The sequence below is a fragment of the Cnuella takakiae genome (assembly GCF_001953305.1).
Taxonomy (GTDB): Bacteria; Bacteroidota; Bacteroidia; order Chitinophagales; family Chitinophagaceae; genus Flavisolibacter; species Flavisolibacter takakiae.
The window spans coordinates 2,021,309-2,042,066 of record NZ_MTFE01000010.1 but is presented as its reverse complement, the minus strand read 5'-3'; the positions used below and the strand labels follow the sequence as shown (position 1 = coordinate 2,042,066).

Genomic DNA, 20,758 nt, shown 5'->3' with positions numbered 1-20,758 from the left:
ACCCTTGCTCCCCTGGTGATGCTTTAGTACCACCTTCATCAATGAAGCACAACGCTGAATAGCAGGCAAACCAATTTTCTTAACCAGGAAAGATGCAAAGGTGGCAAAACGAAATGCTCAACGATCGGTAAGCGTTTTCAAAAACGCAACCACTGCCTGCTGCTCCCTCGCATTCAACTGCAAAGAATCAAAAGGCAGCGATTGGTAGGGCAGGTTCATACCCAGGCCCACACCGCCGCCTTTCTGGTAAAAGCGCACTACGTCTTCCAGGTTCTGGTACACGCCGTTGTGCATATAAGGTGCGGTCTTTTCGCTGTTGCGAACGGTAGGTGTTTTAAAAGCAAAACGCAATTCTTCCAGCTGGTTCCACTGGTAGCGGCCCACATCGCCATCAATAGTGGCCTTTTCCCAAACCGCTTTTGCAGGCACGCCAATGATCTCCGACTCCGACTTGCCAAACCAGGGCGGCACCGTGCCGTTGAACAGGGGAATAAAATGGCAGGTAGCACATTTTGCCTTACCTGCAAAGAGGTTGAAACCCTCCAGTTCCTGCGTGTTCATAGCAGCCTTGTTGCCGCGCATATAATCATCAAAACGCGAACGGAAAGGATTGAGGCTGCGAATGTATGCGGCAACGGCATTGCGTACCTGGTAGCCGCCGATGCTATCCACACCAAAAGCCGCTTTGAACAGCTGGCGGTAACCGCTGTCCTGCGACAGCTTGCGGGCAGCAAAAGAGGCCTGCATGCCAAATTCATCGCTATTGTCCATTACCTGGTTTACCTGGTCTTCGAGGGTATTGGAGCGGTGGTCGTAAAACTGGTCGCGCTGGAGCGATGCATAAAACAAACTGGGTGTGTTGCGTTGCAGCGATCCGCCGTGCACGCCATTGGCCGCCTTGGGTAGGCCGTCGGTAAAGTATTTTTCGGGCTGGTGACAACTGGCGCAGCTAAGGGTACTGCTTTTGGAAAGCCTGTTGTCGTAAAACAATTGTTTGCCCAGGGCAACCTTTGCCGTATTGCTTTTTGCAGATGCGTAGTTGGTATAAAAATCAGGGTCAAAACCTTTCCCCTGGAGCAATGCAGCAAGGGAACCATCAAAAGGTTTTGTAAACAGGGAATCGGCAGGATCCTTTTGGGCCGGTGCCAGTTGCAGGCTCAGGGGTGCCATAAACTGTTGTAAAAAAACCATCCGGTCAAAGGCATCAAAGTCCTGGTGCTGCTGCAGGTAATTGCGGGCAGCAGCAAAAGCATTCCCGGACCTATCAGGCTGTCCAACAGCCTGCAACATCCGTTGCAAACCAACAAGTGCCGCATCGGACTCCGTCAGCGACAATTTGCTGAGTGGTGCATCAAAACCGGTAATGCCCAGGGTGGCAATACGAATCAGCTGGTGCTGCACCATTTCGTGCACATGTCTGGGAAGTATGGCCGTTGCCTCCAGGTTGGACAGTACGAAATTGAGGTCGGTTTGCAGCAGCTTGATTTCATTGGAAAGCAGTGGCCGCAGTGTATCAGCGAAGCCGCCATACAGGTACTGTTCTACCAACTGGAAACCATGGGGTGGCCATACCTGGTTGTCCTCTGTATGAATATCGGGTAGCGCGGGCCCGTTGATGCGGCGCGTCAGGCCCTGGAAATAATATTCTACCACCCCTTCTACATGCTTATAGCTGTTACGGGCAGCCGAAAACTGCTGCTGCAGTTGCGGAAGTGCTGCGCCTTGCTGTACAAAGCTATCCAGCATCGACAGGTCCTGTTGCAGGCTGTCCTGCTCCAGGCCATACCACTGTCGCAAGGCAGCTGCTTCATCTTTAGGTTTGTTCACACCACAGGCAGGCAGCAGGCCTGCCACCAGCACCGCATAACACAACAAAAAAGCCAGCACAGTAGCGGGAAGAAATGGTTTACGCATAAGGGCAATTAGACCTGCAATTTAAGCTGTGCCACTCAGCAAATACCGGCTCCAGCATGTTAAACTAAAAGCACCGGCTACAAGGCAGCCGGTGCATAAAGGCGTTTAGCAAAGAAAAAGCTGCGCTTGCAAAAGCATAACCAGCAGCCCTGGCGCCAATAATATTCGTGGTTAACCAGGGTAGCTGGACGTCCAGCTTTCCTTACCTGGGCACATTGGTGATGAGCAGGGTTTGTCCACCCGACTTATAAGCCTGTACCGAAGATGCCTTGCTGGGATTGAGGAAACGGTCACCTTCTACCCAGCTGTGTGCGTGCACATTGATGGTAAAGGTGCCGGGAACACCGATGATATCGGAAATATCCACCATTGCGCCATGCTCCCACAAACCAAATCGCTGATCACTGGTGGGATTGAACCTGGTACCGGCCAACTGGTTGTTGCGCATATCCATAAAAGGCACTTTCCTGCCGGTGGCAAAACTGTATTGCCAGATATAGGAGTTGTGCGTGGCACCGGGAAAGAAAGAATCACCATCCTCCTGTATGTAGAGGTAGTTTTCGGTTGCACAAAGGTTATCGGGGTTGATGATGTCCTTACCGGGATCATCAGCGCCATCGGCAATGATGGACAGCTTACCGCTCAGGGGATTGCCGGCATCCAGCTTCAGGTTATACACCCGGCCCCAGTAGGTTTTTTCGGGCTGGTTGGCTACACCGGTGGCCACAAAAAACAGGTCGCGGCTATTGGCGCCTCCACCCTTGCGGTAATCCAGGTCTTCCACGCGGGCAAACTGGATGGAACCCAGCGAACTGTTGAGGGCTTCGATCTCGGTGCCGGTGAGGTTTCTGGCATTGGGTACCTCCACAAACTCCACGTCATAAGTATTGCCCTTGGTGATGGCTGTTTCTACCTGGTTGCCGTCTTTGCGGCGAAGGGTATACAGCTTACCATTTTCCAGGTCGCCGGGAGTGTCGCTCAGGTATAGGTACACCTGCCCGTTGCCGGCATCTTCGCCCAGGATGATCACAGTTTTCCCGGGGTAAGCATCTTTGGCAAGGGGCACCGAGTTTTCGCCGCTGAACTTGCCCAGGGCTGGTTTTACCCTGCTGTTGTTGGCAGGGTCGGCAGCGCCAACGGGGTCGATGGCATGGGTCATGGCGTTGACATTGCTTTCACCGGTGCTCAGGAAAACTGGCTTGGGGAATCCATGCTCTTCTGGGGTGGCCAGCGAGCCCGAGCAAAGCCGGAACATACCGCCATCGGTATTCACCAGGTATTCGCCCTTTACGGGCCTGAGCATCCGGTCTAAGTACACGCGGCTGATGGCATAGGTGTTTTCATGGTTGGTAACCATGATATAGCCACTGCCGTCAGGGTTAGGCAAAAAGCCCTGTCCATCCGGAGCACCGCCATATACAAAGCCGGGCGAGCCTGCAATGGTATCGGAACTACTGATCAGGGGATAAAGACCAACACCTGAAAAAGAGGGAAACATGGTAACCAGGGCCTCCGTATTGGAGTAGGCTTTTGGCTGGACGCTATTGGCATCACTGTCGATATCGGAAGGGCTGCAGGCACCAAGGATGGTGCTAACTGCAAGGGCGCAAAGGAGGTGCTTGGTCATTGCCGTATGGTTTGTGCGGCAAATATGCAGGGGGTGTATTACCCGAATCTTATCAGCGGGTTAAGGAATTCTTACGCCTCGGTTGTAGCTACCAACCTGTAAGTACCCATAAATTTTGTAAAAAGGAAAGGAGCACTCCGGGCAGCTTTTGCGCCTGGTATGCTCCTTTCCTTTTTGATAGCTCAATTTGCTTGGCGCACCCTTATTTAGGCACGTTGTTCAGTATCAGGGTTTGCCCACCTGCTTTATAGCTCTGTGCGGCACCCGCCTTGCTGGGGTTCAGGAAACGGTTGTTCTCTATCCAGGTATGCGACTGCACATTCAGGGTAAAAGTATTGGGAACGCCTACCACATCCGATATGTCTACCATTGCACCGTATTCCCAAAGGCCGAACTTCTGGTCGTTGGTGGGGTTGAAACGGGTACCGGCAAGTGCACGGTGGCGCATGGTGATAAAGGGCTTCTTGGTGCCACTGGCAATATCGTACTGCCAGATATAAGAGTCGTGCCTGGCGCCGCTATAACCCAAGGAGCCATCTTCCTGGATGTACACAAAGTTTTGCGTAGCACAGATATTATCGGGGTTTACCACGTCGTTGCCGGGGTCATCGGCCCCATCGGCAATGATGGACAGCTTACCACTCAGCGGATTGCCGGCATCCAGCTTCAGGTTGTACACCCGGCCCCAGTAAGTTTTTTCAGGCTGATTAGGCACACCGGTAGCAGAAAAGAAAATGTTGCGGGTACCATTGCCACCACCCTTTTGGTAGTCGAGGTCTTCGATGCGGCCAAACTGAACGGCCTGCAGGTTTTTGTTTACGCTTTCGATTTCAGCGCCGGTCAGGCTTTTGGCATTGGGAATTTCAGCAAACTCCACGTCGTAAGTCGTACCCTTGTTCATGGCCGTCTCCACAGGGTTCTTGTCCTTGCGGCGCAAGGAATAAAGCTTGCCGTTTTCCAGGTCACCAACGGTTTCGCTTACATAGAGGTATACCTGCCCGTTGGCATTGTCTTCACCCAGGATGATCACCGTTTTACCCGGGAAGGCATCCTTGGATAGCGGCACCGCATTTTCACCACTAAACTTACCCAGTGCGGGCTTTACCCTCGACTTATTCGAAGGGTCGGCCGCGCCCAGCGGGTCGAGGGCATGGGTCATGGCGTTGGCATTGCTTTCGCCCACGCTCAGAAAAACAGGGCTTGGAAAACCATGTTCCTGCGGGGTGGCCAGCGATCCGGAACAAAGCCGGAACATACCACCATCGGTATTGAGCAGGTACTCGCCGCGGGTTACATTCAGCTTTTTATCGAGGTAAAGACGAGACACCGAATACACATTCTCGTGGTTGTTTACCATCACAAAACCCGACCCATCGGGATTGCGCAAAAACCCGGAACCATCGGGGCTGCCGCCGTAAACAAAGTCGGGGCTGGCGGTAAGGGTATCGCTGCTGCTGATCAGCGTATACAGCTTCAAAGCGCTGAACCCAGGCATCACTTCCACCAGCGGTTCTATATTGGACCGGTTTTTCAGTTCGGGCTTATCCTCCACCGGCACAGGTGTTGGCGTAGGGTTGGGTGTAGGTTCGGGCAGTTCGCCGCCAACTTCTTTGTTACAGGCCAGGGCCAGCAGGGCAACGCACAGCCATCCCCATCTTTTGTACATCATGAATCTTTTCTTTTAATAAGGGTGATTGTAGGGTCGGATCAGTACCAGCTACTGGTTTTTGGCAGTGGATAGGATTGTGACGAAAATCAAGGTAAGGGTTACTACAGGTACTATAAAATTTGCGCCTGCCGGAACTAATTTGTTTCAAATACCCTTTTATGCGTTACCTCATCGCATTGTTGTTGTCCTTGCACGGCACCCTGCACCTGATGGGCTTTGCCAAGGCATTCAGCTTGGGCAATTTTGGGGCCATTTCCAGCCCCATATCCAAAAATTTTGGACTAGCCTGGCTTATAGCGGCCCTGCTGCTGCTGGCAGCCGCGGCTCTGATGCTGTTGCAACAGGATACCTGGTGGGCACCTGCATTGGGCGGCTTGCTGCTTTCGCAAATACTGGTATTCGGAGCCTGGTCCGATGCCCGCTGGGGCACCGTGGCCAACCTGCTCCTGCTGGCTGCCGCCCTCCCGGCATTTGCCGAATGGCGCTTTGAAAGCCAGTACCGGGCCGATGTACAGGGGCAGTTTCAGAGGATTGGAAAGGAAAAGGAGGCGGTCATATCAGCGGCCGACCTGGCACAACTGCCACCGCCTGTACAGCGCTACCTGTATTATACCGGTTGCGTTGGGAAGGCCAAGGTACGACAGATGCGGGTGCGGTTTAACGGACACATGCGGGAAAAGGATAAAAATTTCTTTGCCTTCCAATCGGAGCAGGTCAAAGACTTTAAAACGCCTGCCCGCTATTTTTTTATGCGGGCAACGGTAAACGGGCTGCCCACCACCGGGTACCACCGGTTTGCCGGCGGTCATGCCAGCATGAATATCCGGGTGCTATCCGCTATACCTGTGGTGCAATCCAGGGGTGGCGAACTGGACCAGGCCGAGACCGTAACCTTTTTCAATGATATGTGTGTGCTTGCACCCGCCACCCTGGTTGATACACGCATCCGCTGGGAAGCAATAGATGATGCCAGTGCCAAAGCTTACTTCACCAATGGTTCTACCACCATCAGTGCCCTCTTGTTGTTCAACAAAAATGGCGAGCTGGTCAACTTTATCTCCGATGACCGTTTTGCCATGAATGCCGGCAAACTGGAACAGCACCGATTTTCCACACCTTTAAGTGAGTACAAGTGGTTTGGCGGCTACCGGCTGGCCAGTAAGGGTGAAGCGGTATGGCACTACCCCGACGGGCTCTTTAGTTACGGTGAGTTTGAACTACAAAGCGTAGCGTATAACGAAGCTGCTGTGCAACTTTAAAATTTGTTGCAGGTTTTGGGTGCAGGAAGTATCCTTCACTTAAAAAGGACCTAAATAGTTTTTCCCTCTTTGCGCCTTAGCGCCTTTGCCTGAAACATTGCTCGCAAAGGCACATTAGTGCAAAGTGTACAGCACAAAAAAGCCCACACCATGTGGGTCTTTCAATTATTTTTTGCGGCTGCGCAGCCATTCAATGACCGGCGGCAGCATCGATAACAGGATGATGCCAAAGATCACGTAAGTGAAATTTGATTTGATAACGGGTATGCCGCCAAAGAAAAACCCCAGGAAAAGGAAGGACAGCACCCAGGCTACTGCGCCAACAATGTTGTAGGAAGCAAAGCGGCCATAGGTCATGGTGCCCACACCGGCAACAAAAGGCGCAAAGGTGCGCACAATGGGTACAAAGCGGGCATAGATGATGGTTTTGCCACCATACTTGTTGTAAAAGTTTTGGGTCTTTTCCAGGTATTCTTTTTTCAGGAAACGGTAGCGACCGCTGAAGGCACGGGGGCCGATATAATCACCAATATGGTAGTTGACCAAATCACCCACAAATGCGGCAACAATGAGGATGCCAGCCATCAGGAAAATATTGAGCCCGCTTTCGGGTTTGGCGATGATGGCGCCTGCGGCAAACAACAGTGAGTCGCCGGGGAGGAAAGGCGTTACCACCAGGCCGGTCTCGGCAAAAATGATCAGGAACAGAATCAGGTAGGTCCAGGTTTGGTAGTTGCTTACGATCTCCACCAGGTGCTGGTCGATGTGGAGGATAAAATCGATGATGGACTGGATGATTTCCAAGGTGTTTTTATTGACGTTTCAGAAATGGCTGCAATATAACCGGAACCGCTGATTTGGGAGGTGGGATAGTTGGTTATTTGTTGCAGTTGCTTTTACGCGTTTAGCTGTTTTACCCTTTGTAAAACACAAACGGATGAAACAAAAGGCACAGATCCGTTTCCATCCGTTCCTTCCGTTTCATCCGTGTTCCTATCAGGGAACCTGCAGCCGGGAACCGGCAAATTGCAAAGGTGCTTATACTTTCTTCACCCGCTTTTCCAACTCACTCAAAGGCATATTGATCACCCTGCCTTTTTGCTCCTTACCGCGGTAGGTAACCACTTTCAGCATCACAGCGTCTTTGGGTATAATCAGGGATCCCTCCACTTTTGGATAATGGTGATCGGGGAAAGAGTTGTCGAAAGTGTAGTGGATACTTAAATCTTTAACCTCCGTAGTCAGGTCAATCTTCAGTTTACCATCGGCTGTGCGGCTCACGGCCACAATGGGATCGAATACGCTGGGGGCATATTTTACATCAGCCACATCAAAACGTTTCATATGCGCTTCCACGCGGGGCATAAAGGCATCCCAGTTGCGCTTGGCCTTGGGGCTCCAAACCGCTTCGGCAATGGCAAAACCACGCGGCCAGGTCATATACTGCGCATGCCGCATGTTGTATACCTGCTCGGTCCACAGGTTGGCCTGTCCACCCTTGATGTATTTGGGATCCACGCCTTCTGGCAGGGGATCGAACTGGTAAGCCTTATTCAAACGCAACGTTGCATAAATGCGGGGTTCTACCAGCACATCACCCTGCATGTAATCGATGTAGGCAAAGTCGGTGGGACTCATCACCACTTCATGCTTCATTTTGGCTGCCTCAATACCGCCCTTCATGCCACGCCAGCTCATTACGGCTGCGCTTGGTGCAATGCCACCTTCCAGTATTTCATCCCATCCCATCAGCTTCTTGCCCTTGGAAGCAACGATCTTTTCTACCCTGCGGGTAAAATAGCTCTGTACTTCTTCCATGGTCTTCAGCTTTTCGCGCTGCATCAGGGCCTTGATGGCGGGATCGTCTTTCCAGAATGTTTTAAAAGTTTCGTCGCCACCCATGTGGATGTATTCAAACGGAAAGATTTGCGCCATCTCTCCTACTACCTTGTCGAGGAATGTATAAACGGCTTCGTTGGCAGGACAAAGGTTATCATCTATCAGTGCCACGTGCTTGCTCCAGTCCTTGATGCTTTGACCGGAAGACACTTCAGGTTTGGGACCTTTACCTGCGCTGCAGGCCAGCTCGGGGTAAGCGGCAATAGCAGCCAGGCTATGACCAGGCACATCCACTTCCGGGAGGATGTTTACAAAACGGTCCTGTGCATACCGCACCAGTTCCTTTAGATCTTCCTGCGTATAAAAGCCACCATAGTTGCGGGGCTCGTTGGGTTCTGGTTTGGAGAAGGTGCCGAAATAGCCCACTTTCTTTGCGTTCCATGCCCCCACTTCGGTTAGTTTGGGCAGGCTCTTGATCTCGATGCGCCAGCCTTCGTCGTCGGTAAGGTGCAGGTGCAGGAGGTTGTACTTATAGCGTACCATCTGGTCGATGTACTGCTTTACATCTTCCTTGGTGAAGAAGTGGCGCGACACGTCGAACATCAGTCCACGCCAGCCAAAGCGGGGATAATCGGTTACTTCCACCACGGGCATATCCCAGGTGGCACCAGTTACTTTCTCTTTGCTTTCAATATCCTTGGGCAGCAGCTGCAACAGGGATTGTACGCCGTAGAAGACACCTGCGGGCTCGTTGGCGGCCACCGTTACGCCGTTGTTGGTAACGGAAAGTTTATACCCTTCTTTTCCCAGCTGCGCATCCTTGTTTTGCAGCAGTTGCAAGCGGATAGCAGGGTTGCCTTCGCTGGCACTTACCGTTACGGTATAGCCGGTGGGTGCCGACAGCTTCTGCTGCAACATGCTTGCGGTATGGGCCAGGGCGGAATTCTTGTCGGCACCAATCACCAGGTTTTGCGGCAGCACAAAACGGCCGGTGCCGGTGGTAATGCTTACGGGTTCCGGGATCAGGGCAATGGCGGGTGCGCTTTGGGCAAAGACGGTGGCGCCCAGCCAAAGGCCACAGCATAAAAGGAGTACTTTCTTCATATGACGAATGGAGGTTTACAAGGTTGGTGAATGAGCATACAATTTAGGGGATTCTGCCATTGGTTGCGGGCATCCGGCTGCTCAACCGGTTTAACAGGCAGCGAAGAAGGTTTCACGCAAAGGCGCTAAGGAGCAAAGGCGCTAGGTTTTCACGCAACGACGCAACGGAGCCACGGCGCAACGCTTTTTACATACAGTAAGTTTATAGTACTTGCAGCTTATGGCTAAAAGCTTGAAGCTTGCCTTAGCGTCTTTGCTCCTAATGTCTTTGCGTGAAAATCATTGTATGTAAATCACTCTTCCTCGCTCTTGTTGTGCAGTTTCATCAGCGCAGCATAGGCATTCTTCACAATGATCTCCTGTTGCAGCAATGCCGGGTTTTGTGACTGCAGGGCCACCATGCCATTCTCCCGTACACCTGTTTGCACAGGCACCATTTCGAAACTGTTGTTGCTGCGTTTTGTAAAAATGTACTCGCCCGCACCAAAACGAACGACTGCATCTTCGGGTACCACAGTAGCCATGCGCCCGTCAATCAGCACATCGGCATTCAGGAACATACCCGGTACCAGTTTGGGAATGGCACCGGTAAAATCGCAATGCACCAGGGCACTACGGCTGTCGTCGAGCGTTTTGGCCACATAGTGTACGGAACCATAATATACCTGCGCACTATCGCCATTAAGCCATGCTTTTACCTTTTGGCCGGGGTGAATTTGCGCCAGGTCTTTTTCAAATACCGTTAGCGAAAGATGAAGGTCGGCAGGGTCTACCAACTCGAACAAGACATCGGTAGGACTTACATATTTACCCCGGTTCACATTTACCACCGACACATAGCCGCTGATGGGCGCATACAGGTTAACGGTGCGGCTGATAGTTCCTTCACTTAGCGTGTTGGTGTTGATACCCAACAAAAGCAACTTCTCCTTTAAAGCCTGCACCATGATGCGCTCGGCGCGGTACTCCGATGCCGTTTGCTCAAACACTTTGTCGCTGGTGGTTTTGCTGGCGTTGAGTGCACGCTGGCGTTCGTATTCTTTTTCCAGGAACAGCAATTTTGAGCGCGCCATCAGGTAGTCCTGCTGCAGCTGCACAAACTGCGGATCCTGCAGCACCGCCAGCACCTGTCCCTTGCGTACCTGCATGCCGGGCAGCAGTTCGGCCTTTGCTATATAGCCGCCATAAGGAAAGGAAATTGTCACCTTGTTTTCGGGTGGCGCTTCCACCACGCCATTCACCCGGATGGCGGCTTCCATGTTCTGCTGCGCAGGCTTGCCGGTGCGGATGCCTGCTGTTTTGATTTGATCGGGAGTAAGCGTTACGATATTGGTGGCTTCCTCTTCTGCTCCGGCCGCTGCGGGCTGTTCGGTTTTTGCGCTGCAGGCAGATAGGAAAAGGAATATGCTATAAGTGAAAAGGCGTTTCATGATGATGTTATTGTCAACACCTGCCAGGTCTTTAGGACCTGGCAGGTGTGTTTTAAAACAGGGAATGATAAGACTGCAATTCAATCAGGTTGTTGTTCCAATCCTGCACCGCATCGAGGTAGCCTGCACGCAGCGAAATGGACTGGTTGATCACCAGGATCCATTCCAGGTAGGAAATATCACCCTGGTTGTACTGGAGTGTTGCATGTTGCTCCAGGAGGTCGGCCTGCTTCAATGCCGCAGTGCGGTAATAAGCGAGTGTTTGCCGGTTGCGTTCGTGCTGTTGGTACAATTGCCTGATGGTGGTGCGGTATTGGAGCAACGCACTGTTGTACTGTACCCTTGCCGCTTCATACCGGGTACGCCCTGCCAGCAATCTTGCCTTCAAGGCACCCGTGAACAAGGGAATGCTGACACCCGCCTGCACCGCGGAAAAGCGGTTGGCCTGGCCAAAGGTTTTCTCTGCACCGTTGATCAATTGGGTGCCGCTGAACGACTGGTTGGTATAGCCAACACTTACCTGGGGCAGCCGGCCGCTTTTCTGTACTTCCAATTCGCGCAGCAACACTTCCCCCTCCTGCTGGCGCAGGGATAAAGAGGGGTGCGCTGTACCATTGAGGGTATCGGGTAAATTGTTTTCAGTACGTAAAAGGTCGGCACCTTCGGGAACATAGCGGGCAGCACTGTTCATCCAGTATCCCAGGCCTGTTTGCAAAATGGCAAAATCAGCTTCCAGCCGCTGCAGTTGGTTGGCTACCTGCATACGCTGTGTTTCGGCGGCGGTCTTTTCCACAATATTGGCATCGCCTGCCCGGAAGCGCTCTTCCTGCCTTTGCAGGAAACGGGCAAAAAGCGAGTCGGCCCGAAGCAGCAGTTGCCTGCGTGCCTGCGCTACCTGCATCTGGAAATAAAGCTGGGTAATGTTGCGCTTTACATCCAGCAGGGTCAATTGCTGCTGCACCCTTGCTATACCTGTTTGCGCTTCCAGCAGTTGCCGGTTGCGGCGGTACACCACCGGGAAGGCAATGGACTGTGATACAGCGATCCGCGAATCATTGAGGGGTGAGTTCACCTTGCCGTATTCGCCGTTTACCGTAGTGAGGGGTATCTCGGTTGCACTGCGTTCCAGTTGCCGGGCGCCACTGGTATTCAGTGTTGCAGCCTGCAGGGAAAGATTGTTTTTCACCGCGCTATCAAGCGCCGCCTGCAAACTTATGGGTTGCTGTGCGCTACATATTGCAGGCAGCAGGATGCAGCCAAGCAGTACCAATGGAGTCATGTTCATTTGCTTCCCTTTTGTTTTGCTTTCCACCATGCCATACAAAACCGGCAATACCAGCAGGGTCAACAAGGTGGCGGTAAACAAGCCGCCGATCACCACCGTTGCCAGGGGCCGTTGCACTTCGGCACCGGCGCCATTGCTGAGGGCCATGGGCAGGAAGCCCAGCGAGGCCACCGCGGCAGTCATCAGCACCGGGCGCAGGCGGGTATGCGTACCTGCCAGGATGCGTTCCCGCAAATCCAGCATACCGGCAACTTTCAGGTTGTTGAACTCGGTGATGAGCACAATGCCATTGAGTACAGCCACGCCAAAAAGCGCGATAAAACCCACACCGGCAGATATGGAAAAGGGCATGCCTCTTAACCACAAAGCCAGCACGCCGCCGATGGCAGAAAGGGGTATGGCGGAATAGATCAGCAAACCCTGTTGCATGGAATTGAACGCGAAGTATAAAAGCATGAAAATAAGCAACAGCGAAATGGGAACGGCAATACTTAGGCGCTGCTTTGCCGCCACCAGGTTCTCAAACTGGCCGCCATAGGTGATGTAATAACCGGGAGGCAAGCGGAGCTTTTGACCGATCTTTTGCTGGAGTTCTTCCACTACGCTCTGCACATCGCGGCCCCTTACATTGAAGCCCACCGTAATGCGGCGTTGTGCATTTTCCCGTTGTATCTGGTTGGGCCCTACTTTCACCTGCACATCGGCTACCTGGTACAGGGGCACCTGCGCACCCGTGGGCGTAGCCACCAGCAGGTTGCGCACATCGGCAATATCCTGGCGGCCTTCATTTTCCAGACGCACCACCAGGTCGAAGCGGCGCTCGGCCTCATACACCTGCCCGGTTACCGCACCGGCAAATGCCGACTGCAGTACGCGGTTGATGTCTTCCACCGCCAAACCATACTGCGCGAGGGCGGCCCGGTTGTATTGCACCACTATTTGCGGCAGGCCGGTTACCGTTTCCACGTACAGGTCGCGGGCACCCTCCACGCTACCGGCCAATACACCCAATGCCGCAGCATGGCGGGCCAGGGTATCCAGGTCTTCACCAAATATTTTACACACCACGTCCTGCCTGCTGCCGGTCATCAACTCATTGAAGCGCATCTGAACCGGGAACTGGAAACCTGCCGTTACGCCCGGTACCACGCTTAGTGCATGGCTCATTTTCTCGGCCAGTTCGTCGAAGGTTTTGGCCGATGTCCACTCCTTCTTATCCTTTAAGATCACCATCATGTCCGAGGCCTCCATGGGCATGGGATCGGTAGGAATTTCGCCGCTGCCGATTTTGGTCACTACTTTTTCAACTTCTGGAAATTGCCTTTTCAGGATGCCGGCCGTTTGCTGGGTGGCCTGGATGGTGGTGGTGAGCGAAGAGCCGGTAAGCACCCGGGTATCCACGGCAAAATCGCCTTCCTCCAATTCGGGAATGAACTCGCCACCGAGGCTTGCCATCACCAGGATAGCGCCGGCAAAAAGTGCCAGGGAAACGCCGATCACCATTTTTGGAACGGCCAGTGCCTTTACCAATACCTTGCGGTAAGTACGCTCCAGCACATGCATCATGCGGTCGGCAAAGGTGAGCTTGTGGCTGATGGTTTTGCTCAGCACCAGCGTGCTCATCATAGGAATATAGGTGAGCGACAACAGGAAAGCACCCACAATGGCAAAGGCCACCGTTTGGGCCATGGGCTTGAACATCTTGCCTTCAATACCCTGCAGGGAAAGAATGGGCAGGTACACAATCAGGATGATCACCTGGCCAAAGACGGCGGCATTCATCATGCGGCTGGCGGCCTGTTGTACGGCGCCATCCATCTGTTGCTGGTTGAGCTTCTGACCGGGGGTAAATTCCCTGCTGGTATGCAGGCGGTGCATGACGGCTTCCACGATGATCACCGCACCATCTACAATCAATCCAAAATCCAGGGCACCCAGGCTCATCAGGTTGCCGCTCACGCCAAAGAGGGTCATCATGGAAATGGCAAACAGCATGGCCAGCGGTATCACCGAGGCCACCAGCAAGCCGGCACGCAGGTTACCCAGGAAGATCACCAGGATGAATACCACGATCAGTGCACCTTCCACCAGGTTGCGTTCCACCGTGCTGATGGCATGGGTCACCATCTTGGTACGATCCAGGAAGGGTTCGATGATCACGCCTTGCGGTAAGGTCTTTTTGATCTCCTCTATGCGGGATTTGACATCACGGATCACGCGGCTAGAGTTTTCGCCTTTGAGCATCATCACCACTGCCCCGGCCACTTCGCCTTCATCGTTGTAGGTCATAGCGCCATAGCGGGTAGCGGTACCCAATACCACGGTGCCGATGTTGCGCACCAACAGGGGCGTGCCATCAGGCAGGTTTTTCACCACGGTATTTTCCAGGTCGGCCGTGCTGTTCACCAAACCTTCGCTGCGGATGAACAATACGGTAGGTCCTTTTTCAATATAGGCCCCGCCGGTATTGCCGTTGTTGCGCTCCAGGGCGCCAAACACATCGGAGATGGTAAGGCCATAAGCCTTTAGTTGGGCCGTGTTTACCGCCACCTCGTATTGTTTGAGCTTGCCGCCAAAAGAGCTGACATCGGCAACGCCGGGGGTACCCAGCAGCTGGCGCCGCACGATCCAGTCCTGCACGGTACGCAGTTCCATGGGCGTCCACTGCTGCTCGTAGCCCTTGGCGGGCCGCACCACGTACTGGAAGATCTCACCCAGGCCGGTGGTTACCGGCCCAAGTTCGGGTGTGCCCAAACCTTGCGGAATCTGCACCTGCTGGAGGCGTTCGGTCACCTGCTGGCGGGCCCAGTACACGTCGGTTTCGTCGTCGAACACAATGGTGATGAGCGACAAGCCAAAGCGGGAAAAGGAACGTTGTTCGATGATGCCGGGTATGTTGCGCGTGGACTGCTCGATGGGAAAAGTAATAAGGCGCTCAATATCGGCGGCACCAAGGGCGGGCGAGATGGTGATGACCTGTACCTGGTTGTTGGTAATATCCGGCACGGCATCCACGGGCAGGCGGGTGGCGTTGTACACTCCCCATATACACATGGCCACAACCATCAAACCCACAATGAGTTTGTTGCGGATGGAAAAGGCAATAATTCTGTTCAGCATGATTGATAGCAAAAGACCTGACGGCTTTGCCGCTTTGCGCGAAATGGTTCACGCAAAAAAGTAAAGGCGCCAGTAAGTGGTGACCTGAAAATTGTACGTACAGCAAAAATGATCAGGCACGGGGAGGCTGGAAGATATCCTGCAGGTAGGTGGCTGGCAGCCAATCGGCATAGGTGTTGTAGGCAATGTCTTCCTGTTCAAGAACAGGTGCCTGCACTACTTCGGGGTGTTCGGGAACTGCCAGCACAAAGGCGATGGTGGCAATATGCGTAGGTGTTTTGAAGGGCAGTTGCATGTCCCTTTCGTAGTCGGGATTGCGCACTCCCCCGTTGAAGTAGTGTTCTTTTAAGAAACCCAGGAGATTCATGCCGCCTGCCTTGTGTTCCTGGTAATGCTCCAACAGCACGGGCATCTTTACCAGCTGGTAAAGTTCGGTGTTGGTAAACAGCAACAGCGCAAGACAGAATATGGCGATGATGCGGCGCAAGATTAAGGTTTGTGCGGCAAAGATAGGGATTGAGGTTAAGGGTTGCAGGTTTGGAGTTTACAGTTTGGGGTCTTTGTGTAGTAAAGAGTAGCGCTGTTGATGTTGCACTTGTATTTGGGTTGAATAGCTTGTAATTTTTGTTGAATCTAAACCCAATCATATGACCATCAAAATTGACGGTATCAGCCAGGTACTGGACATCCTTACCGGCCTGTTTTCGGCAGTAAAAAAAGCAGCGAACCTGAGCCAGGAACGAAAATCAGAAATGAAAGACGCACTGGCCAATACCGCCGGACTAATTGATGAAACCCTGACGATTCTAAAACAACATCTCTCAACCCTGATTACCCGCATGCGGGAGGGTGAATATGATGTGGCAAGGCATTTACTTGTGGAGCTTGGAAATTTCCAGGAGTGGGAAGCCCGCTATCGCAGGTTTCTACTTTGTGATGAACTAAGGGAAGCGGCTTTCAACCTTGAAAGAAAAGGTATGTACCAACTTGCCGATAACCTCATTTTAGGCGACCCGCGGCGCATTCAGCAATTGATGTGGGATTATATCGGCGGAGAAGCAAATGCTGCAAAATCGGTAAGTGAGATGTTGATGAACCTGAGCCAGTTGGAACAACAGGTAAATACCAACCCCGGGTTTGTGGTAGAGCAATTGGAAGCTGCCCGCAAAGAGGTACAAGCCTGCCGCCAGCAGTTTCTTGATTTGGAGATTCAGATCAGGGAGGCAGTGGCCTAAGCCCAGGTCTACCATCTCTCAAAGAGATGGAAGATCTCGCCGCCGCTGCTGCAACTCCCGCCAAGTAGTAAGGATAATACCTTCTTTCCGGATAAATGCTTTCAGGGCCGGCCCTGCACCCAGGGGCAGGGCATCATCACGCTTACCGAATTGGCAACGCCCTTTGTAAGCGCATCGATAACGCCTTTGTTGGAGTCGAATGACATGCCGCCATCGTCAATGTGGAGGATCACCACTTTTTTCCCTCTGGGAAAGCCAAGCCGCTCGGCATAGGTGGTATCGGGTTGGGCAAAACTGGAGATGCATAACAAGCAAAGCTGAAGCAGAAAGAGGTGGCGCATGGTGCAAGCGTTAGTATAGAAATATAAGGCATTCCAGGTCAAGGCTGTTTTAGGTTGTGGTGGAACACCGTAAGCAATAGGTTGAAAATTGGAATTAGGTTTCACAGCAAGAATGCGGAGGAGCAAAAAGCATAAGGGAGGTTTGCATACGGTTTGTTTCCTTACCAGGTTATGCACCGGGGAACCAAACACCTAAGCAGGATCTTGTTGAATGCAAGTATCTTGTAAGTACAACCCCTTCCATGAAGCGCATAGCATTGTCCAACAGCCTGGCTTTACGATACGGCACTTTTTTTTACCTATACCTGATGCAGGGCATTCCTGCGGGTTTTGCACTCACGGCATTATCTAACTACTTGCTGGCAAGGGGCATTACTTCTTCGGCCGTGGGCAGCTTTGCTGCTGTAGTAGGGTTTCCCTGGGTGATCCAGTTTATCTGGGGCCCCTTTATCGACCGGTACCAGTATTCGGCCATCGGGCACCGTAAACATTGGGTGCTGTTGTCGCAACTAACCGCCTTTGCCGCTTCCCTCCTGCTTTTCCTGGTTGACGACCCGGTACGGCAACTGCCTTTGCTTACCGCCATCTTTTGCGTGCACAGTGTATTTGCCTCGGTGCAGGATGCCAGTGTGGATGCCCTGGCAATTTCCGTAGTGCCGCTTGCAGAACGCGGCAGGCTGAATGCCGCCATGCGGGGTGGTTTTTTGTTGGGGATCGCTTTTGGTGCCGCGGTGCTTTCCCTGGTGCTCAACCGGGTAGGTTATGCGGCGGCGGTGGGGGTGCAAAGCGGGTTGCTGCTCCTGTTTACGCTGCTCACTTTCTTCATCCGGGTAGCACCAGGGGATCCTTTGCTTCCATTTGGAAAAAAGCGTCCGGAACAGGAGTTGCAAACCGATGTACTTCCGGTAAAGGTTTTGTTTCAAAGGCTTTGGAGGGGTTTTAGTTACCTGCCCAATGCCCGCTTGTTTGGTAGTATCCTGCTGGTATATCTCTGTTTCAGCATCTTCATCCGCTCCCTCAATTTTTTCCTGATCAAAACCATTGGCTGGAGCGATGAACAGCTTTCGGTATTTACCGGTAGCTGGGGCAGTGTATTTTCTTTCCTGATGATCTTAGTGGGCGGCATCCTCGCCGATAAGTATGGCGCCAGCCGGTTGCAACAGGTGGTGCTGTTGACCCTCGCCCTGTTCCTGGTGGGTTATAACTTGTTGCTTTGGTTTGGGCCTGCAGCAGCCATTGCCAAACCCGGACTTATTTTCTGGAACCTTGCCGACCCGCTGTTCAGCGTAGCGGCTTTTCCCATTTTGATGCAGTTGTGCCGGAAGGAGGTGGAGGGCTCGCAGTTCACCGCTTATATGGCCCTGATTAACTTCAGCGATGTAGCAGGTGCTTTTGTATCGGGGTGGTTGCTACGGGTGGTGCCGGCACCGGGTTTGGGGCTGGGTTGCGGGTTTGTCTTGGCTGGCGTAATCTGGGCTTTGCGGAAACCGGCGGAGGTTGTTCCAGTAGTGGAAACGACAATGACACCTCAAAGGTTTTAAAAACCTGTGAGGTGTATCAGTACGTTCCTGTTAGGTGTTTGCAGCAATCGTTTTTGCAGCAATAAACCCTGAGCTCCAGGCATGCTGGAAATTAAAACCACCTGTGATGCCATCCACATCCATCACCTCGCCGGCAAAGAACAGGTTGGTCACTTTGCGGCTCATCATGGTATTGGCATCTACTTCGGAAAGGTTGATGCCACCGGCGGTTACAAATTCCTCTTTAAAGGTGGTCTTGCCCTGGACGTCCACCACGTAGTCCACCAAGTTGCGGATCAATGCATTTTCTACCTTGGCGGGCAGTTCGGCAAAGCGGTGTTCCACGTGGACACCCGACTGCTCCAGCAGGAACTGGAACAACCTTGACGGCAACCCCGTGAAGTTGTGGTTATACACTTTCTTGGTTGGATGTTCTGCCCGGAAGGACTGGAATTCGGATTTCAGGTTTTGCTCGTTATACTGCGGCACCCAGTTGAGGTGCACCCTGAATCGGTACTCTTTTTCCTGCAACTCCCTTGCGCCCCATGCGCTCAGCCGCAGTACAGCAGGGCCGCTCATTCCCCAATGGGTAATAAGCACCGGGCCTTCTTCCACCAGTTTGCTGCCTTCTATTTTAACCCGAACCGGGTTGGCAGCCACCCCCATCAGTTCAGTGATGGGGTGCTTGGGCAAATTGAAGGTGAACAAGGAAGGTACGGGTTCGGCAATGGTGTGACCGGTTGCTTTTAACCAGTCGAACATCACACCTTTCGGATAACCGCCGGTAGCTACTACAATATAGTCGGAAGTGAGCACCCCCAAGTTGGTGGTCTGGAGTTCAAATTGGCTATGCTGCTGAAGGATGCTTTTAACTTCGGTATTGGTGCGGATGGTTACACCCAACTTGCGTGCCTCGTCCATCAGGCAGTCGATGATGGTTTCCGAATTATCAGTAACCGGAAACATGCGACCGTCCTCTTCCCGCTTGATTTGCACACCCCGCTCACGAAACCAGTCGATGGTACTAGCGGTATCGAACTGGTGTACGGTTTTCTTAATGAAGTTCATACCCCGCGGGTAACGCTTGCTTAGTTCGGAGCGTTCAAAGATGGCATGCGTAACATTGCAGCGGCCACCACCCGATACCCGTACTTTCGACAACAGCTTGCCCGTTTTTTCAAGGATGGTTACCTGCAGGTGCGGGTTGAGGCGGGCAGCATTAACGGCACAGAAAAAACCGGCAGCGCCACCGCCAATGACGAGCAGCACAGCCCCTTTCCCTTTTGATAAAGATCCAAGGCCGGAGGAACTGTTATTGTTTGCAGCGTTCATTGATCCGAAGTTGATTGAAATAAGGCGGCAAAGGTACTAAACTGATAGTGGCGGATTTGTTAAGGGAAGATTGTGATGGAGCTTGGCTTTGATGGGAACACGGATGAAACGGAAGGGACGGATTTAAACGGATATCTGTTCAAATCCGTTTCATCTGTTCAATCCGTGTTCCCATCAATATTGCCGTATTACCGAAGGCCGACTGGCATATAAAAAACCAAGACATTTAAAAGCACAAAGCCACCCCGCATAAGAGTGGCTTTGTGTTATGTAATTACCGGCACCTGGTTTACCAAATCCATTTAGAGCACAGCAGCCTGGTAACCGGAGAAAAGATTGGCATTCTTGCTTTCTGCCTCTTCGATGGGCGCATAGTTGCTTAGCACATCAGCTTTGCCCTTTGCCACACACACATCATGCTCAAAGTGTACGGAAACTTTGCCATCATTCGTTTTAACCGTCCAACCGTCCTTTTCGGTATATACTTCGCGGGTTCCAAGGTTGATCATCGGCTCAATGGCCAGCACCATGCCCTCTTTCAGTTTGGCACCCGTACCACGACGGCCGTAGTTGGGCACCTGCGGGTCTTCGTGGAGCTGGCGGCCAAGGCCGTGGCCAACCAGTTCGCGTACCACGCCGTAGCCATGTTTCTTTTCGGTATGCTCCTGAATGGCAAAAGCAATATCACCGACCCGGTTACCGCTAACGGCTTTCTCAATGCCTTTGTACAAACTCTCCTTGGTGATACGCACCAGGTCAATTACTTCTTGTGCCGGCTGACCTACTATGAAAGTATAGGCATGGTCGCCGTGGAAACCGTTTTTGTAGACACCCACATCAACAGAGATGATATCACCTTCCTTCAGCTCGGTGCCGTTAGGAAAGCCATGCACTACCACTTCATTTACCGAAATACAGGAATTGAAGGGATAGCCGTGATAATTGAGAAAGGAAGGCACACCGCCATTGTCGCGGATAAAGCGGCCGATGAATTGGTCGATCGCAAGGGTGGTCATTCCGGGGCGGAGCATAGCGGCAACTTCTGCCAGCGACTGGCTTACCAGCAAGGCGCTGTGACGCATC

14 protein-coding genes are annotated in these 20,758 nt (G+C 52.6%); 3 read left to right on the top strand and 11 right to left on the bottom strand.

The window, feature by feature from the left end; translation table 11 throughout:
• Positions 1-117: 117 nt before the first annotated feature.
• From BUE76_RS08990 to BUE76_RS08980, 3 genes are all read right to left on the bottom strand, one after another.
• The gene (locus BUE76_RS08990; protein WP_083596478.1) at positions 118-1,914 is read right to left on the bottom strand and encodes a cytochrome c peroxidase; all 1,797 of its coding nucleotides are present in this window, start codon (positions 1,912-1,914) and stop codon (positions 118-120) included.
• A 202-nt stretch (positions 1,915-2,116) separates the two neighbouring features.
• Positions 2,117-3,541, bottom strand: a complete 1,425-nt coding sequence (locus BUE76_RS08985; RefSeq protein ID WP_073042504.1) for an alkaline phosphatase PhoX — start codon at positions 3,539-3,541, stop codon at positions 2,117-2,119.
• Between the two features lie 202 nt (positions 3,542-3,743).
• Positions 3,744-5,210 carry a PhoX family protein gene (locus tag BUE76_RS08980; RefSeq protein WP_073042506.1) on the bottom strand — a complete coding sequence of 489 codons (1,467 nt, stop codon included), beginning with the start codon at positions 5,208-5,210 and terminating at the stop codon, positions 3,744-3,746.
• Between the two features lie 158 nt (positions 5,211-5,368).
• On the opposite strand from BUE76_RS08980, the gene BUE76_RS08975 reads away from it, so the two are divergent.
• Positions 5,369-6,469, top strand: a complete 1,101-nt coding sequence (locus tag BUE76_RS08975; protein ID WP_073042507.1) for a DUF6544 family protein — start codon at positions 5,369-5,371, stop codon at positions 6,467-6,469.
• A gap of 165 nt (positions 6,470-6,634) precedes the next feature.
• Here BUE76_RS08975 and BUE76_RS08970 read toward each other — a convergent pair whose 3' ends face one another.
• The 5 genes from BUE76_RS08970 to BUE76_RS08950 all read right to left on the bottom strand — a co-directional run bounded on the left by BUE76_RS08970 (position 6,635) and on the right by BUE76_RS08950 (position 15,734).
• Complete coding sequence (locus BUE76_RS08970) at positions 6,635-7,273, bottom strand: DedA family protein (protein WP_073042509.1); 639 nt, start codon at positions 7,271-7,273, stop codon at positions 6,635-6,637.
• Positions 7,274-7,507: 234 nt separating this feature from the next.
• Positions 7,508-9,412, bottom strand: coding sequence for a beta-N-acetylhexosaminidase (locus BUE76_RS08965; RefSeq protein ID WP_073042511.1), 1,905 nt, complete (start codon positions 9,410-9,412; stop codon positions 7,508-7,510).
• Between the two features lie 293 nt (positions 9,413-9,705).
• On the bottom strand, positions 9,706-10,842 hold the full coding sequence (locus BUE76_RS08960) for an efflux RND transporter periplasmic adaptor subunit (protein ID WP_073042664.1): 1,137 nt from the start codon (positions 10,840-10,842) through the stop codon (positions 9,706-9,708).
• 52 nt (positions 10,843-10,894) lie between these two features.
• Complete coding sequence (locus tag BUE76_RS08955; RefSeq protein ID WP_073042513.1) at positions 10,895-15,247, bottom strand: CusA/CzcA family heavy metal efflux RND transporter; 4,353 nt, start codon at positions 15,245-15,247, stop codon at positions 10,895-10,897.
• A gap of 112 nt (positions 15,248-15,359) precedes the next feature.
• Entirely contained in the window at positions 15,360-15,734 is a 375-nt protein-coding gene (locus BUE76_RS08950) for a hypothetical protein (RefSeq protein ID WP_073042515.1), read from the bottom strand.
• 160 nt (positions 15,735-15,894) lie between these two features.
• On the opposite strand from BUE76_RS08950, the gene BUE76_RS08945 reads away from it, so the two are divergent.
• Positions 15,895-16,482: a hypothetical protein gene (locus BUE76_RS08945; RefSeq protein WP_073042517.1), complete on the top strand. Its 588-nt coding sequence runs from the start codon at positions 15,895-15,897 to the stop codon at positions 16,480-16,482.
• Between the two features lie 101 nt (positions 16,483-16,583).
• Here BUE76_RS08945 and BUE76_RS08940 read toward each other — a convergent pair whose 3' ends face one another.
• Positions 16,584-16,823 (bottom strand): ChbG/HpnK family deacetylase, encoded by a 240-nt coding sequence (locus BUE76_RS08940; protein WP_143157283.1) that lies wholly within the window; start codon positions 16,821-16,823, stop codon positions 16,584-16,586.
• A 242-nt stretch (positions 16,824-17,065) separates the two neighbouring features.
• Here BUE76_RS08940 and BUE76_RS08935 point away from each other — a divergent pair, with 242 nt between their 5' ends.
• Positions 17,066-18,364, top strand: coding sequence for an MFS transporter (locus tag BUE76_RS08935; protein WP_073042518.1), 1,299 nt, complete (start codon positions 17,066-17,068; stop codon positions 18,362-18,364).
• A 30-nt stretch (positions 18,365-18,394) separates the two neighbouring features.
• Here the strand turns inward: BUE76_RS08935 and BUE76_RS08930 are convergent, their stop codons facing one another.
• Positions 18,395-19,675 (bottom strand): BaiN/RdsA family NAD(P)/FAD-dependent oxidoreductase, encoded by a 1,281-nt coding sequence (locus BUE76_RS08930; protein WP_083596479.1) that lies wholly within the window; start codon positions 19,673-19,675, stop codon positions 18,395-18,397.
• A gap of 302 nt (positions 19,676-19,977) precedes the next feature.
• The gene (gene map / locus BUE76_RS08925) at positions 19,978-20,757 is read right to left on the bottom strand and encodes a type I methionyl aminopeptidase (protein WP_083639303.1); all 780 of its coding nucleotides are present in this window, start codon (positions 20,755-20,757) and stop codon (positions 19,978-19,980) included.
• Between the last annotated feature and the right edge of the window lies 1 nt (position 20,758).

Excerpts from the sequence above, each read along its gene's own strand:
- BUE76_RS08985 (WP_073042504.1), bottom strand. The coding sequence starts at position 3,541 with ATGACCAAGCACCTCCTTTGCGCCCTTGCAGTTAGCACCATCCTTGGT.
- BUE76_RS08960 (WP_073042664.1), bottom strand. The coding sequence starts at position 10,842 with ATGAAACGCCTTTTCACTTATAGCATATTCCTTTTCCTATCTGCCTGC.
- BUE76_RS08945 (WP_073042517.1), top strand. The coding sequence starts at position 15,895 with ATGACCATCAAAATTGACGGTATCAGCCAGGTACTGGACATCCTTACC.
- BUE76_RS08935 (WP_073042518.1), top strand. The coding sequence starts at position 17,066 with ATGAAGCGCATAGCATTGTCCAACAGCCTGGCTTTACGATACGGCACT.
- map (WP_083639303.1), bottom strand. The coding sequence starts at position 20,757 with ATGCGTCACAGCGCCTTGCTGGTAAGCCAGTCGCTGGCAGAAGTTGCC.
- BUE76_RS08980 (WP_073042506.1), bottom strand. The coding sequence starts at position 5,210 with ATGATGTACAAAAGATGGGGATGGCTGTGCGTTGCCCTGCTGGCCCTG.
- BUE76_RS08940 (WP_143157283.1), bottom strand. The coding sequence starts at position 16,823 with ATGCGCCACCTCTTTCTGCTTCAGCTTTGCTTGTTATGCATCTCCAGT.
- BUE76_RS08965 (WP_073042511.1), bottom strand. The coding sequence starts at position 9,412 with ATGAAGAAAGTACTCCTTTTATGCTGTGGCCTTTGGCTGGGCGCCACC.
- BUE76_RS08990 (WP_083596478.1), bottom strand. The coding sequence starts at position 1,914 with ATGCGTAAACCATTTCTTCCCGCTACTGTGCTGGCTTTTTTGTTGTGT.
- BUE76_RS08955 (WP_073042513.1), bottom strand. The coding sequence starts at position 15,247 with ATGCTGAACAGAATTATTGCCTTTTCCATCCGCAACAAACTCATTGTG.
- BUE76_RS08975 (WP_073042507.1), top strand. The coding sequence starts at position 5,369 with ATGCGTTACCTCATCGCATTGTTGTTGTCCTTGCACGGCACCCTGCAC.
- BUE76_RS08930 (WP_083596479.1), bottom strand. The coding sequence starts at position 19,675 with ATGAACGCTGCAAACAATAACAGTTCCTCCGGCCTTGGATCTTTATCA.